At 59.7% G+C, this 14,184-nt stretch carries 10 protein-coding genes; 6 read left to right on the forward strand and 4 right to left on the reverse strand.

Annotated features, from left to right (window positions below; translation table 11 throughout):
* Positions 1 to 373: 373 nt before the first annotated feature.
* Both Spa11_RS16500 and Spa11_RS16505 read right to left on the reverse strand, forming a co-directional pair.
* Complete coding sequence (locus Spa11_RS16500; RefSeq protein ID WP_145114238.1) at positions 374 to 2,641, reverse strand: GumC family protein; 2,268 nt, start codon at positions 2,639 to 2,641, stop codon at positions 374 to 376.
* Between the two features lie 11 nt (positions 2,642 to 2,652).
* Positions 2,653 to 3,762 (reverse strand): polysaccharide biosynthesis/export family protein, encoded by a 1,110-nt coding sequence (locus Spa11_RS16505; RefSeq protein ID WP_145114240.1) that lies wholly within the window; start codon positions 3,760 to 3,762, stop codon positions 2,653 to 2,655.
* A 311-nt stretch (positions 3,763 to 4,073) separates the two neighbouring features.
* Here Spa11_RS16505 and Spa11_RS16510 point away from each other — a divergent pair, with 311 nt between their 5' ends.
* Genes Spa11_RS16510 through Spa11_RS16530 form a run of 5 tightly spaced genes read left to right on the forward strand, consistent with a single transcriptional unit; the run spans position 4,074 to position 9,935 of the window.
* Positions 4,074 to 5,120: a polysaccharide biosynthesis protein gene (locus tag Spa11_RS16510; protein ID WP_145114242.1), complete on the forward strand. Its 1,047-nt coding sequence runs from the start codon at positions 4,074 to 4,076 to the stop codon at positions 5,118 to 5,120.
* Positions 5,117 to 6,262 (forward strand): polysaccharide biosynthesis C-terminal domain-containing protein, encoded by a 1,146-nt coding sequence (locus Spa11_RS16515; RefSeq protein ID WP_197529458.1) that lies wholly within the window; start codon positions 5,117 to 5,119, stop codon positions 6,260 to 6,262. The genes Spa11_RS16510 and Spa11_RS16515 overlap by 4 nt, the downstream gene beginning before the upstream one ends.
* Before the next feature lie 35 nt (positions 6,263 to 6,297).
* Positions 6,298 to 7,431: a non-hydrolyzing UDP-N-acetylglucosamine 2-epimerase gene (gene wecB / locus Spa11_RS16520; protein ID WP_231932989.1), complete on the forward strand. Its 1,134-nt coding sequence runs from the start codon at positions 6,298 to 6,300 to the stop codon at positions 7,429 to 7,431.
* 15 nt (positions 7,432 to 7,446) lie between these two features.
* On the forward strand, positions 7,447 to 8,724 hold the full coding sequence (locus tag Spa11_RS16525) for a glycosyltransferase family 4 protein (RefSeq protein ID WP_145114246.1): 1,278 nt from the start codon (positions 7,447 to 7,449) through the stop codon (positions 8,722 to 8,724).
* A 2-nt stretch (positions 8,725 to 8,726) separates the two neighbouring features.
* Entirely contained in the window at positions 8,727 to 9,935 is a 1,209-nt protein-coding gene (locus Spa11_RS16530) for a DegT/DnrJ/EryC1/StrS family aminotransferase (RefSeq protein WP_145114248.1), read from the forward strand.
* A gap of 21 nt (positions 9,936 to 9,956) precedes the next feature.
* Here the strand turns inward: Spa11_RS16530 and Spa11_RS16535 are convergent, their stop codons facing one another.
* Both Spa11_RS16535 and Spa11_RS16540 read right to left on the reverse strand, forming a co-directional pair.
* Entirely contained in the window at positions 9,957 to 11,012 is a 1,056-nt protein-coding gene (locus Spa11_RS16535; protein ID WP_145114250.1) for a GNAT family N-acetyltransferase, read from the reverse strand.
* A gap of 9 nt (positions 11,013 to 11,021) precedes the next feature.
* Positions 11,022 to 12,677, reverse strand: coding sequence for a sugar transferase (locus tag Spa11_RS16540; protein ID WP_145114252.1), 1,656 nt, complete (start codon positions 12,675 to 12,677; stop codon positions 11,022 to 11,024).
* A gap of 188 nt (positions 12,678 to 12,865) precedes the next feature.
* Here Spa11_RS16540 and Spa11_RS16545 point away from each other — a divergent pair, with 188 nt between their 5' ends.
* Positions 12,866 to 14,167: an oligosaccharide flippase family protein gene (locus Spa11_RS16545; protein ID WP_197529460.1), complete on the forward strand. Its 1,302-nt coding sequence runs from the start codon at positions 12,866 to 12,868 to the stop codon at positions 14,165 to 14,167.
* Positions 14,168 to 14,184 lie beyond the last annotated feature (17 nt).

The following is a 14,184-nucleotide window of genomic DNA, read 5'->3' on the forward strand; positions in this document are numbered from 1 at the left end:
GGGCATTGAGGAGCCCCACCGGCAGGGGAACAAGCTGGACAACAACGCATGCCAGCGCCGCTATCCCAAGAAGCAAGGGGCCCTTCTGCACCCGGATTGTCCTGCCTGCGCCCGCGCTATTCAGCACCGTTAGAAGCGTCGCCAGGGCAACCGTCGCCACGTAGACCAAGCATCCACCATCATGTCGCCCTCCCAGAGCGAGCAGAGTCAGCCCCAACCCAACGACCAAGGTCAAGTCCAACGCTGTCTGCCGGCTCTGAACGCTGCACCAGCGTATGAGCGTCACCCGATGCATGAGGCCTGCGATCGTCATCGGTAACGGCATATTTGGAGGGGATTGGCTGCTGAGGCCCCAGCTGATCGACAGTTCGGCTTACGCCGCCATTGGGCGATTCTCGTCGGCATGAGACACGTGCTCCTCCTCTTCATGCCCGTAACCGTAGCCATATCCGTAGCCGTATCCGTACCCCTTGCCGATCTGGTCCGAGACGCGGTTCACAACCACGCCAACCAGGGGCGCGCCGCCGGATGTGAAGTGCCCACAGGCGCGGTTCACCAAGCGACGGTGATTCTTCTCGGGCGACACCACGAGCACGACGCCATCAACCAATCGTGCGGCGATCTGCGCGTCGCTCACCGCCAGAATTGGTGGACAATCGATGAGGACTTGGTCGTACTTCGAGTCGGCCCAGGCCAACAGCTCGGCAAAGTTTGGACTCAGAAGCAGCTCCGCGGGGTCAGGACGGCGCGGCCCCGCCGGGATGACGTCGAGCGACTCGAGTGCCGTGCGAACCACGCAGCGCTGGGCAATCAAGCCGACGTTGCCTTCTGCCGAGAGGATGTCGGTCACCCCCTCGTAGCCTTTTAATTCGAGAAGCGACGTGAGGCCAGGCTTCCGCATGTCGCAGTCGATAACGAGCGTCCGCCTTCCTGTCTGCGCGTAAGAGACAGCAAGGTTCGCCGATACGGTCGTCTTGCCGTCGCCGGGTTCGCTGCTAGTGATCACGAGCCGTTCGGAGACCTCTGCACCCAATGTGATCGCGGTGCGGAGCGTCCGGAACGACTCCGATTCAGTCGCTTGCGGTTGAGAGAACATCTGGACCTTCTCAAGCCCAACCCCCGTTCGCAACGGCAATTCACGGATCACCGCCAAAACGCGGCAGCCGAGCTGCATCGCCATTTCTTCGGGTGACCCGAATCGGTCGTCGAGCAAGTCTTGGACGTAGACCAGACCGACGCCCAAACATAAGCCCGCCATGAGCGACGCCACCAACACAAGACGCAGCTGCGGTGAGGCGGGAAGGTCCGAAGGCAACGGCTCTTCGACGATCGTCGCGCGGATGGGCGCCTGCACTTGGTGGATATCAACCGTGGCGATCTTCTCAAACAGGAGGTCGTGCAACTTCTCGAGCCGCTCGACCTCACGGTCGAGCATATCAACCTTCACCAAGTCGCCGCTCTGGCGCGCCGCATCAGCGCGAGCAACCTGGAACGCCTCCTCGAGTTGCCGCTCACGTTCAACGGATTGCGACATGGCTTGGTTGAGCATGCCGACCAGGAACGGTCCCAGCTCAGCCGCTGTCAAACCAGTAGGCCGTCCCGACGCGTCGCTGCGGTAGGAGGCTAGAAACTGCTGGGTCGAATCGATCTGCGACTTGAGCGTGGCGACCTGTGGGTGCGAAGGCCCATAGAATGGCTCCAAACGGCCGAGCTCATCACGTAGGTCGATTAGCTTTGCTTGCTGCTTGGCGAGGACTTCCATGTCATTCGGGCCCATGCCCATCGCCGCGAGCATCGCTGCCTCACCGATCGATTGCTCGACGAGTCCCAAGTGTTGCGAAAGGTCGTCGCCGCGATCAATCGCCATCTGGATCGTGGTGAGCGACGATTGCAGATCGAGTCGCCGACGCTGCGCTTCGAGGAGGGCGTCGTTGTATTGGATCGCGCGACTGATGATGGGATCGACGACGTCGTCCCGATCAGGCAGCGAAAGGTGGCCGACCCGCTCGCGCGACTGCTGCAGCTCAAGCTGCTTGGCCGCAAGGCTCTGCTCGAGTTGGTCGCGTTCGATCGTCAGAACATCGAGCACTTCGGCGGCCGTGCCGCGGTGGGTCTCGCCGACAAAATCGACGTACGCCTCGATGACGGCTCGGACCACCGCGGCGGCCGCCTCGGGATCGAGCGAGTCGTAGCCGACGTTGATGAAGTTGGTCTTTCGCACCGTCGAGGCGGTGAGGCTATCGCCGATCGTCTCCACCCATCGATTCGGCTTCTGATCGACGAAGTCGATCCGGTGCTCGGGAGCGAGCCGTTCGATCGCCCGAGTGACCACCTCTGAGCTCTTAACAAGTTCTCGGTGCGTCGCCATCAGATTGTCGGCGCCCGCTTGGTCATTCATCGTCGTCAGTTCGCCGGCGCTCTGATCCACGACGAGCAGCTTCGCGGTGGAACGGTAGTAGCGTTTAGCCGTCACGTAGTAGACGGCGCCGATCGCCAAGCACCCCGCTAGCGTCCACAGCACCGTGTTGCGGCGGTACTGGACGACGCGCGTCAGACGCACCACCGCCTCGAGGGCATGCCCCCCGGCGTCCAACTCGTTGCCCCACGGCTCACCGCGGTCGTTGACGGTATCCAGCGACATACGATTTCTATTTAGAACAGCGTGAGGTTGCCGCCGACGCCCATCGTGACGCGGAACAACGTTGAGAAGGTGTCGAGCGCCGCCGTGGCGGGAGTCGATTCGACGCTCACCAGGTCGCCCGATTGCAGGATCAGGTTCTCCGCGCCGTCTCGTTTAGCGCGGTTGAGACTCACCTCAATCAACAGCGGCTCGGCCTGCTGAGCCGTCTGGCGGACCAACAATACCTTGTCCGCGATCACCGACGACGCGCCGCCCGCCATCGCGATCGCGTCGAGCACACGCATATCGTGCTCGTCGATCAACTCGAACTGCTTGGGTGTCTTCACCAAGCCCGTGACGTGGACGAAGCGCTTTTGCCTGGGCCGGACGATGATGACATCACGGTCTGACAACTGCATGCGATCCGGGGACGTCGATTCCGGGTGCGACAAATCAATCACTTCGGCTCCGGGAGAGGATGCCATCTGACCTTCACCAGGGGCGTTGAACGAAACTTGCTGAACGCCGCCCGCGCTATCAGTCGCCTTCCCTTCAGCGACTCGATGGGAGCCGCCGCGTTGGAGTTCGACAACCGCTCCCGCTTCCTCGGATAGGCCGCCGGCAGCGGCGATGGCGCTGAGGACATCGCAACCCGACCGTGGCAGTTCCTTGACCCCCGGCTCGCTCACGGCGCCGAGGACCGTTATCTGGTTGGTAGCAGGTTCGGTTAGCTCAACACTGATCTGCGGCCGAACAAAAACGCCACGCGCTACGGCTGCCGAGGCGATCTGCTCGGCGGCGGCGGCGGGCTCAAGACCCGCGATGACGACCCGCCCAATATGAAGCGTATCGATCGACCCGTCCCTCGTGACGCGCACTTCCTGCTCGATCGGCTCCTCGCCAGCAAGACCCGTGACGATACGCACCACGACGCGGTCGTCGATATCGATCGCCTTGCTGGGTCGACTGACAGACGAGAACGCGCTGAGTTGAACCCGCTGTTGGCCCAAATCGCGAGCAGCGCGGAACTCAGCCGGCAGCGAGCGGGCCTGCAGACGAGGCGATGAACACCCTCCGATCGCCGACAACACGGCGAGCGACATCAGGACAGGCGCCAACTTATCTCGACAGCTAGCAGGCATGTCGCGTTCGTTGCAGGACAGCAAATGAAGAACTAAGAAGCCACGCCTCGATGCGTCTCTCCCTCGCTTGGCTCGGCGAGCGGGCGGACAATTACCGAACGCTCGCCCCCCCGGCAAGGTGAGTTCAGAAGTTGAGCGATACTTTCACGACCTCGCGCAGAACGTTCGCGCATTCGACCTTGCCGCTTTTCCGTTTAGCGGACTATGCTCGCCATTTGCAGGCAGGAGGCCTGTGCAGCGGGGGTGCGTCCCAACCGGACAGCACAAACGAGAGCCCGCTACGACTTCAGGCTTAACGCCAGAGGAACAGGATGTTCGACGGCAAGACGCTACTCGTGACAGGCGGCACCGGGTCGTTCGGCAACGACTTCGTCAAGCTCGTGCTAGCAGAGCATTCGCCGCGGCGGGTAATCGTCTTCAGTCGCGACGAGAAGAAACAGCACGACATGCGGCTAGCCTTCGCCGACGACCGACTGCGGTTCGTGATCGGCGACATCCGCGAATCTCGCTCGATCTCTGCAGCAATGCGAGGCGTTGACTATGTCTTCCATGCGGCAGCGCTAAAGCAAGTGCCGTCATGCGAGTTCTTCCCGATAGAAGCGGTCCGCACTAACGTCCTTGGCACGCACAACGTGCTTGAGGCCGCCGAAGAAACGGGCGTCGAGAAGCTAGTAGTCCTTAGCACCGACAAGGCGGTCCAACCGATCAATGCGATGGGCCAAACCAAGGCCCTGATGGAGAAGCTCGCCTTCGCGCGGGCCCTCAGCGACCAGTCACGCGTCACCTACTGCGGTGTCCGCTATGGCAATGTGATGTACTCGCGCGGGTCGGTCATCCCGCTGTTCATCCAGCAGATCAAGTCCGGCAAGCCGATCACAATCACCGAACCACGCATGACGCGGCTGTTGCTGCCGCTCGCCGAAGCGGTGCGACTGGTGACGTTCGCCATGGAGAACGGCCGGCAGGGCGACCTCTTCGTCCGTAAGGCGACCTCCGCCACCGTGCAGGTTCTGGCTGAGGCGCTGCTATCACTATTCGGCGCCGACAACGCAATCGACATCGTTGGCGTCCGCGCCGGCGAGAAGCTGCACGAGATGCTCGTCACTCCCGAGGAACTGCGACGGGCGGAGGAGTTTGAAGACTACTACCGTGTCCCGTGCGAGGGTGGGCAGGACTACGACCGCTACTTCACCGATGGCGACCGCACCTCACGCTTCGTCACGGAAGGTTACACGTCCGAAAATGCGTACCAACTCACCATTGAAGAAACCAAGCAACTGCTGATCGGCTTACCCGAGGTCCAAGCAGAACTCGTCGGCTGGAAGGCAAAGAACCCGCGACTAAAGGTGGCGGCGTGAACCGGCGCATCGGCATCACCGGACCGAACGGCTTTGTCGCGGGGTGGGTCCTCCGCCGACTGCGGAGGGAGACCGCCTGCGAAGTCGTCACGCTCGATCGAAAAGCGTGGGACAGCCCCACCTTGCTACGGACATGGGTCGGCCATTGTGATGTAGTGATCCATCTCGCCGGCGTGAATCGCGGCGAACCCAACGCAGTCGAGTCAGCCAATGCCGCGCTTGCCGAGCGGCTGGTCCAGGCTTGCCGCGAAACGGCGAACACGCCGCACATCATTTACGCGTCAACAACCAAGCGCACCGAGGATTCCCCCTACGGCCGCGGCAAAGTTCACGCCGAGCAGACGTTCGCCGCCTGGTCAGAAGAATCCGGCGCCAGCGTAACGACGCTCGTCGTCCCGAACGTTTACGGCGCCGGCTGCAAGCCATTCTACAACTCGGTGGTGGCGACGTTTTGCCACCAGCTTGCCCGTGGCGACCAACCGACGATCGTCGAAGACCGTACGATCGACTTCATCTGGGTGGGCGATCTTGCCGAACGCATCGCCCGCATCGCAACAGGGTCGAAGCCCCACGCGGCGATTACGGTGCAGGTTCACGGCTCCGCCGCCCTGCGCATCAGCGAGTTGCTCAAGATCCTCGATGGATTCCGTCGCGATTACTTCGAGCACGACATCGTCCCCGATTTGACGACGCAACTCCATTCGACGCTTTACACAACATTCCTCTCGCATATCGATTTGGCGAGCCACGTCCACCGACCTCCGCTTCATAGCGACGCCCGCGGAGACCTTTGCGAGGTCGTTAAGACAGCAAATGGAGGTCAGGTCTTCTTCTCGACCACCAACCCCGGCGTCACACGCGGCAATCACTACCACACCCGCAAAGCGGAGTGGTTCTGCGTGGTTCGTGGGGAGGCGACGATCCGCCTTCGGCAGATCGGAACCGACAAGGTCACCGAGTTCCACGTCACGGGCGACCGGCCGGAATACATCTCGATCCCTGTGCTGCACAGCCATTCGATCGAGAACACCGGCGATGACGAGTTGTTGACGTTGTTCTGGTGCAACGAGCGATTCGACCCCGCCGACGCCGATACGCACTTCGAAGAAGTCCTCCCGAGCCGCATCGCCCACGCCGCCTGACACCTCATGCTTTGCCGAACAGCAAGGACGCCGCTGTGACCGCTCCCCTCAAAGTGATGACCGTGCTCGGCACGCGTCCGGAAATCATACGGCTGTCGCGGGTGATGACGCTGCTCGATCAGCACGTGCGTCACGTCATCGTGCACACGGGACAGAACTCCGACTACGAGCTCAACGAAGTCTTCTTCGACAACCTCAACGTCCGCCAGCCCGATTACTTTTTGGGCATCCGCCGCGATTCGCTTGGAGTGATTCTAGGAGACATTCTGATTAAGACCGAGGAAGTCCTCATCGCCGAGAAGCCCGATGCGGTGCTAATCCTTGGCGACACCAACAGCGCGTTCGCGGCAGTGCTGGCAAGGCGGATGAAGGTCCCCGTCTATCACATGGAAGCAGGCAATCGTTGCTTCGACTTCAATGTTCCCGAAGAGATCAATCGGCGGATCGTTGATCACATCAGCGACTTCAATCTGGTCTACACCGAACACGCCCGACGGAACTTGCTGGGCGAAGGCGTGCACCCGCGGCGCGTGTACCTCACCGGCTCGCCGATGCGCGAGGTCCTCGACGCCAACCGCCCGGCTATCGAATCTTCCGACGTCACCCAGCGACTCGACCTGACTCCGCACGGCTACCTGTTGGTGAGCCTACACCGAGCCGAGAACGTCGATAACAAAAATCAGTTGCTGCAACTTCTCGGCGTCCTGAACACGCTCTGCGAGCGATTCGACATGCCGGTGATTGTCAGCACCCACCCACGCACTCGGGCGCGGCTCGACGCGGTCGACGTCACGTTCGATTCGAGAATTCAGTTTCTCAAGCCATTCGGCTATCACGACTACGTAAAGCTGCAACTCGACTCGTTCTGCACGGTCTCCGATAGCGGCACGATCAGCGAAGAGAGCTCGATCCTTGGCTTCCCCGCCGTCACGACCCGCACCGCGATGGAACGCCCCGAAGCGATGGACTCGGGGCACATCGTGCTAACGGGTCTCGATGTCGATACGGTCGTCGCGTCGGTCGCCTTCGTCACGAAGAACCGCGATCACGCCCGCCAGCAGCCCATCGCCGCGGAGTATCAGGTGACCAACGTATCCCACCGCGTCGTGAAGCTGATCCTCGGCACCGCAAAGCTCGGCCACCTGTGGGACGGCATCCGTGCGGCTTAGGAGGAGGGAAACACCATGCGGATACTGATTCTGACGCAGTTCTACGATCCGGAACCTGCTTTCAAGTTCCCGGACTTGGCGCGTCAACTTGCGGCGCGTGGGCACCGAGTCCAAGTCATTACGGGATTTCCTTGCTATCCCTTTGGCAAGACCTACGCCGGCTATCGGCAATCACTATGCCAGGAGCATGTGTTGGACGGAGTTCTCGTCACGAGGGTCCCGCAAGTCCCTGACCACAGCCGTTCCGCGATACGTCGGGCGATCTACTATTTTTCCTTTGCATTGAGTGCGGCGACGATTGGTGTCTTTAAGGCACGTCAAGCAGATGTTTTGTTAGTCTACCAGTCCGCGATGCCGACCGGCCTAGCAGGTTGGCTGGTTTCGCGTCTACGAAGAATCCCCTACGTACTCGATGTCGTCGACCTCTGGCCCGAGAGTGTGCAAGCATCTGGGATGCTTAATAGTCGAGCAGCCAGCGGAGCAATCAACTTCGCCATGAGTCTCATCTATAACGGCGCCAACCGAATCAACGTCATTACCGACGGGTATTGGCGCAACCTCGCCGCGCGCGGCATTAGTCCACTAAAGCTTTCGCTCATCCATTGCTGGCCTGCGGAAGGGCTTTTCGATCCTGTGGCGCCCCAGCCAGCCATCCGGCGAGAGTACTGCATGGAAGGAAAGTTCAACATCGTTTACGCCGGGGCAATTGGTCCTGTCCAAGGCCTGCGTGTCCTGCTCGACGTAGCCGAGAGGCTACTTAGCGATAAGACCATCAAGATCACCGTTGCGGGTGAAGGCATCCAACGTGTCGAATTAGAGAAAGAGGCTATCGATCGCGGCTTAACCAATCTGCAATTCGTTGGCCGCCGACCTCCCGAAGAAATACGGCGGCTATATGCTTGCGCCGATGCCCTGTTGGCTCACCTAAAGCCCGATCCTCTTTCGAGCATCTCAATCCCCTCCAAGACGTTCGCCTACATGGCAAGTGGGAAGCCTCTCTTGATGGCGGTCGAAGGCGAGGCGGCCGCCATCGTACAACGCCATGGCTGCGGCATCGCGGTGGCGCCATCCAATGCCGCAGCGCTATGTCGCGCTGTTTGCAAGCTGCGGGATATGCCTATTCTAGATCGCGAAGAGATGGGCGCCGCTGGACGACGTGCCTATTTAGATAATTACTGCTCAAGCGTCCAAGTCGCTAAGTTTGAGAATCTTCTAGGCAAAGTATCTGGGGAAGTTCTGGCCGAGGTTCGGCCGAGTCACCTGAACAGAGAGCAACACGCAACAGCCTTGTAGTGATGTCTACAAAACCTATAAACATTCCATTCTCGCGTTGGCCCCTATACGATGAGGAACAGATCGCCGCTGCGGCCGATGTGCTTCGGTCCGGCCGCGTGAATTACTGGACCGGCCCACACGGACGCGAGTTCGAGGACGCGTTGGCCGAACGCATGCAGACCAAGCACGCTATCGCGGTAGCCAATGGGACCGTTGCCATCGAGCTCGCCCTGTTAGCGCTCGGCATAGGCCCTGGCGATGACGTCGTCGTGCCGTGCCGGACGTTTATCGCTACCGCAAGTGCAATCGTGGCTCGAGGCGCTAGGCCAGTGTTGGCGGATGTCGAACTCGATTCGCAGAATATCTCGGCTGACTCGGTTCAAGCGGTGCTGACGCCCCACACAAAAGCTGTCATTGCCGTGCACCTTGCCGGCAGGCCGTGCGAGATGGGTCCCCTTCTCGACCTGGCGCGAGCACACAACCTGCATGTTGTCGAAGATTGCGCTCAGGCGATTGGCGCGACATATCGAGGGTACCCGGTTGGCTCCTTGGGTGACGTGGGCTGCTATTCCTTCTGCACCGACAAAATTATCTCGACCGGCGGAGAAGGTGGCGCTCTCGTCACTAACAGTGATAAAATTTGGAATCGAGCGTGGAGCTACAAAGATCACGGCAAGTGCCCTGAATTGATCGCCGCGCCGGCAGACAAGCCTGGGTTCCGCTGGTTGCATACGACATTTGGCACAAATTGGCGCCTCACAGGCATGCAGGCCGCGTTAGGACTGGCGCAACTCTCGAAGCTCGACGTCGCGTTGGCTGCCCGCAAGTCTAACGCCATACGGATCGATAGGTGCTGCCGCGCATGCCCGGGATTGCGAACACTCACGGCTCCCACTGAGGGGGAGCAGGCTTACTACCGATACTACGCCTTCGTACGGACAGAGAGGCTTGCCGATGGCTGGACACGTGACCGTATTCTCCAAGCCATTGAAGCCCTGGGCGTGCCTTGTTTCAGCGGCAGTTGCGGTGAGATCTATCTCGAACGCGCTTTCGAGAGTATTCGTCCGGTAGATCGCCTGCCTATGGCGAAGCAACTAGCAGAGACAAGCCTCGCCTGGCTCGTCGACCCAACCCTCACCGAAGCGCAAATCGAAAGGACTTGCGATGCAATCCAGGCCGTGATGAAACAAGCGACACGGCTAGGGGTAGAAGACTCAATTGCCGCCTGATCCATCGCAAGGCAATGCGCCCTACGCCGCACGGTAGGCAGGGAAGTACGCCAGATCTACGGATTTCGATCGAGCGGCAGCAAGTCGGCCATAATCTACCGAATTGAGGATACGTTTGCCGACTCGGAAGGGACGAACCCCATTGGGAGCGAACGATTCTTTATATTTGTAGATACCGTCATCGGCTGCTTTGCCGCCTCCCAGAACAAAATTGTGCTTCCCTTCAGACTTTGCCCACAGCATGACCTCAAACTTGAGCAGATCATTAGGCCGGTTGCTGAAGTGGGCGGGATCAGTGCCGCCAAGAAAGCTGTAGACATTCCGTGGGGAAACGAGCACTAGCTCCGAGGCGACCACAAGATCACCGGACATCGCGTGGACGAAGCAGTATCGCCCCGCCAGAGCGTCGCAAAAGCTCTCAAAAAAATTGGTGTCATAGTAGAAAGAGGCGTCTGCACAGCGGCGGTCCATCGTGCGGTGGTAGATGCTCAAGAAATCTCCGAGCCGATTTCCATTGCCATCGATTATGACTTCGATTCCTGCGTTTCGTCCACGTTTGACATTCTTGCGGACTTTATGACGAACTTCGCCCCACAATTCTTCTTCGGTGAGGTCTAGCGACCTTACAACATTCATCAACGGGGATTCAACCTCCCCCGGATAAGGCAACAACTCGTCTTCAAAGAGGCTAAATCGAATGAACTCGCTGACAACGTTCTCTTGCATTGTCCAGTTGTCAAAGGCGCCCCAGAAGGCCTTCGCGAGCTCTTTCGGGTCTGCCTGACCCCAGGCGTAGGGCCCTCCGTAGCCGTACGGCGTTGCGATGTCTTTTGCTTCAGAGCACGGCAGCCCTAATCCGTACTCGCTCTGCAAGTGCCTTAGGTAGAACGGATACAAGACGGTTCCGGCATCAGAAGACATCGTCGCACAACAACAGTCGTGATCGCTACGCTGACGGAAGATCTCTAGGTAGGCGGGATGAGTAAAGACCTCTTGCGCAGGGCTTTGCGACCATAGGTCGATCCATGCGGCGCGCTCGTCAACCCGATCGGCTCTCAACACTCGCAGTGCATCCATTCCTTGCCTCTATGCGGCTCGGTTATTGTCGCATTGGTGCGGAATCTCGGTGAAGAACCTCTCGACGGCTCGCTCTACCTTCCGCCGCTCAGCGGGGTCGTAATCGCCCAGCTTCTTCGCCGCATTGAGGGACGGTGTCGGAACGCCTCGCAAGGACGTCGTCTCGCCGTTCTTATTGAGCAGCTCCGCAACGCTAGCAACCGCGCCTGCTGCGTCGCCGCATAGGTCGGTGTGATTGATCTCGACTAGTCGAGACGAGTCAAGCATTCTAGACTGCTCTCGTATCGCTTTCTCTAGAAAAAACACCTGACCTGCGACCTGAACTTCGGGCGATTCGCTGCGCAACCATTCATATTCCAGCGGCTTCAGCGAAACCCACTGATCGACCGACCCAAGCTGCTGCCGACGCGCCTCAAGCAATGACAGTGCGTTCTCAACCGGATCGCGCCGAACCCAGACGAAGCATGAACGCGACAGAACTTCCGCCACACGTCGTAAATGCCATGACAGCAAGAAGGACTTGAACACCATCGGCTTGCCGAAGGCATGCGTCATATTGACGATCTGCCGGTGGAAGCAGTCCCAATCCACAGATCCTTCCGCCTCCTGCAAACGCTGCCGCATCTCTGAGTAACCGAGTAACCGGCACCAGAAGTAGCCGAATTCGTGTGGCTCCGCGATCCCGTCTGTCCGGCCGTAGCGAGAGGCAAAGCTCATCGGAGTCGCCTCTGGCATGAGCTTCTTTGATAAATGAATCCCGTAGACGGGCGCACGCCAGAAGGCTGCAACCAGGTTATTCACGTACCCCACGTCGAGTTGCGATGCTAGTAGCTGAGTCATTAGCGTTGTCCCCGAGCGGGGAGCACCAATTACGTGAATCGTGGCGTGCGTCTCCGGCATATCTTCGAGAGCGGCGTCATGGCTCCCCGCGAGCGACGCGTTCATAGCCGTCATGATGTCTTCGTAGGCGGCATCTTTGCGGAACGCCCCCTGCATACGTGGTTCGACACGGCCGTTGTACTCCGTTGTCCCTCCCACTCTCACACCGGCAAGATCGTCCACTACTTCTGGGTTGCGATCCATTACTACCCCCGATCCCTTCGAGACTACGACAAAGGTCTTCATCCAGATCCGAAGGTCAAGTGCCAGCGAGAATTGCTCGACGTACTCAACGTCGAGCGCGACACGACGCGACCATGGGATCGTGTTCCTGCCATTGACCTGAGCCAAACCCGTTATGCCCGGCCTGAGCCTGAAGCGAAGTTCGCCTCGCCCTTCATACCTGCCGAGATGCTCGGGCAGGATGGGCCGGGGACCGACAAACGACATCTCGCCGCGGACAATGTTCAGCAGCTGCGGCAACTCGTCGAGGCTTGTCTTCCTAAGGAACCGGCCGACACGCGTAATGCGGTTCCCCAGGACGCGCCCGCGGTTGTCTAGCAGTTCGTCGGCGTCATGCACCATCGAACGAAACTTAAAGATGGTGAATCGTCGCCCGTTCCGCCCGACTCGCTCTTGTCGGAACAGGGCGAGGCCTGGGCTGTCTAATCGTATCGCCACCACGATCGCTAGCCATAGCGGAACCGCCAACGCTAGCAACGCAACAGCAACGCAACGATCGCCGATAGACTTGACGGCAATTTGTAGTGATTGATCGCGAGACACTGCTCGGATGATTCCCCGGGAATTGGTCTGGGCGCGGGAGTCTAGACACCCCGCCCAGACCTCACAAGCTGGCTTGCCAAAGATTGAGTTAATTTGGCCTGGTATTGGTTGGCGGAGAGCTTTGCAGTATCAACGCGAATCTCCCTCGCCATCTCTCACTACTGCTGGCACAACCCAATTCAGCTACCTTGACCTCATCATCCCTTGCGAAGAACTCCGCTTGGACGTTGCTCGCAACCTTGTTCGCGAGATCGAGTGGCGTAGCGGCGCTTTTGTTATGCGCTGTGTGTCTTGGGCCTGAATCGTACGGCGTCGTTACGATTGTTACTTCGACGGTGCTAATGGCCGGCGGAATCGTGGGAATCGGGTTCGGCGCCGCGGCGACGACGGCACTTGCAGCACGCCTGCATAGCGATCCAAAGCGAGCCCTAAGCGAATCAGCGGCTCTCGGTTCAGCGACGATTGGCGTGTCTCTATTGGGAGCGATTGCCCTCGCTACCTTAAGCGGCCCAATTGCACGGATCACGACAGGGCAAGCCGAATTCGCTTCCCACTTCGCAACGGGGGCGTTCCTCGTAGTGCTGAACGCCATTGCCTTCTATCAGGCGGGAGTCTTGGCCGGACTTTCTGCATTCCGGCCGCTCGCGTTCGCACAAGCGACCGGTGGAATCGTAGCCATCACTTGCGTGGCTGTTGGCATTAGACTCGGCCAAAGCCACGGCGCTCTCGTAGGGTTGTCGATAGGTGCTCTAGCGACTTGCTTCCTGCTCAATCGCGAAGTTCAGCGAAGTGCTCCACTATGGGCATTCGACTGGAAGCAGGGGGCTTGGCGGAGTCGTTTCGCAATCTGGTCGATGGGCCTGCCGTCGGTACTCTTATTGGGACTATCCGGACCGGCCGACTGGTGGGGGTTGGCTGCGCTGGCTCGTCAACCTGACGGATTGGTCGAAGTTGGCGTCTACAGCGCCGCCAATCAGATCGGCACGCTGCTCCGGTTTGCGCCGTTGTCAGTGGGAATCGCTTTACAATCGCACCTTGCAAAGCAATTTAGCGATGGAGCGATCGCCCACGGGAGAGATTCCATGAAACGAGCGGTACTGGCAATCTGCGCTGGTGGCGTGTTGGTGCTGGCCATTGCTACTCCTTTGGCGCCATGGATCATGCGCGCTTATGGTCCTGCCTACGCGGATCGCACCGAGGTCTTGGTCGCATTGATCGCAGCAGGCGTTGCAGTGGCTTTGCAGGTCATGGTGGAACGGTCACTGCTAGCCATAGCCGGCTACCGGAACACTCTCACAATCGGCCTAACCCGCTCAGCCATATTCGTCGTTGTTGCGCCGTGGGCGGTGACCGGAGGCGCCGCTGGCTTGGCCGTGTTACGAACCGTGGTGTCAGTCGTCCACGCCTTTGCGTTGATCTGGTTGTGGCGTCGATCAATCGGTACGGCTATGCAAGCCTCACTAAGTGGCGATGCTCGCATCGCGGCTTGAACGACCTTCGAAGACGG

The organism is Botrimarina mediterranea (assembly GCF_007753265.1).
In the GTDB taxonomy this organism is placed as follows: domain Bacteria; phylum Planctomycetota; class Planctomycetia; order Pirellulales; family Lacipirellulaceae; genus Botrimarina; species Botrimarina mediterranea.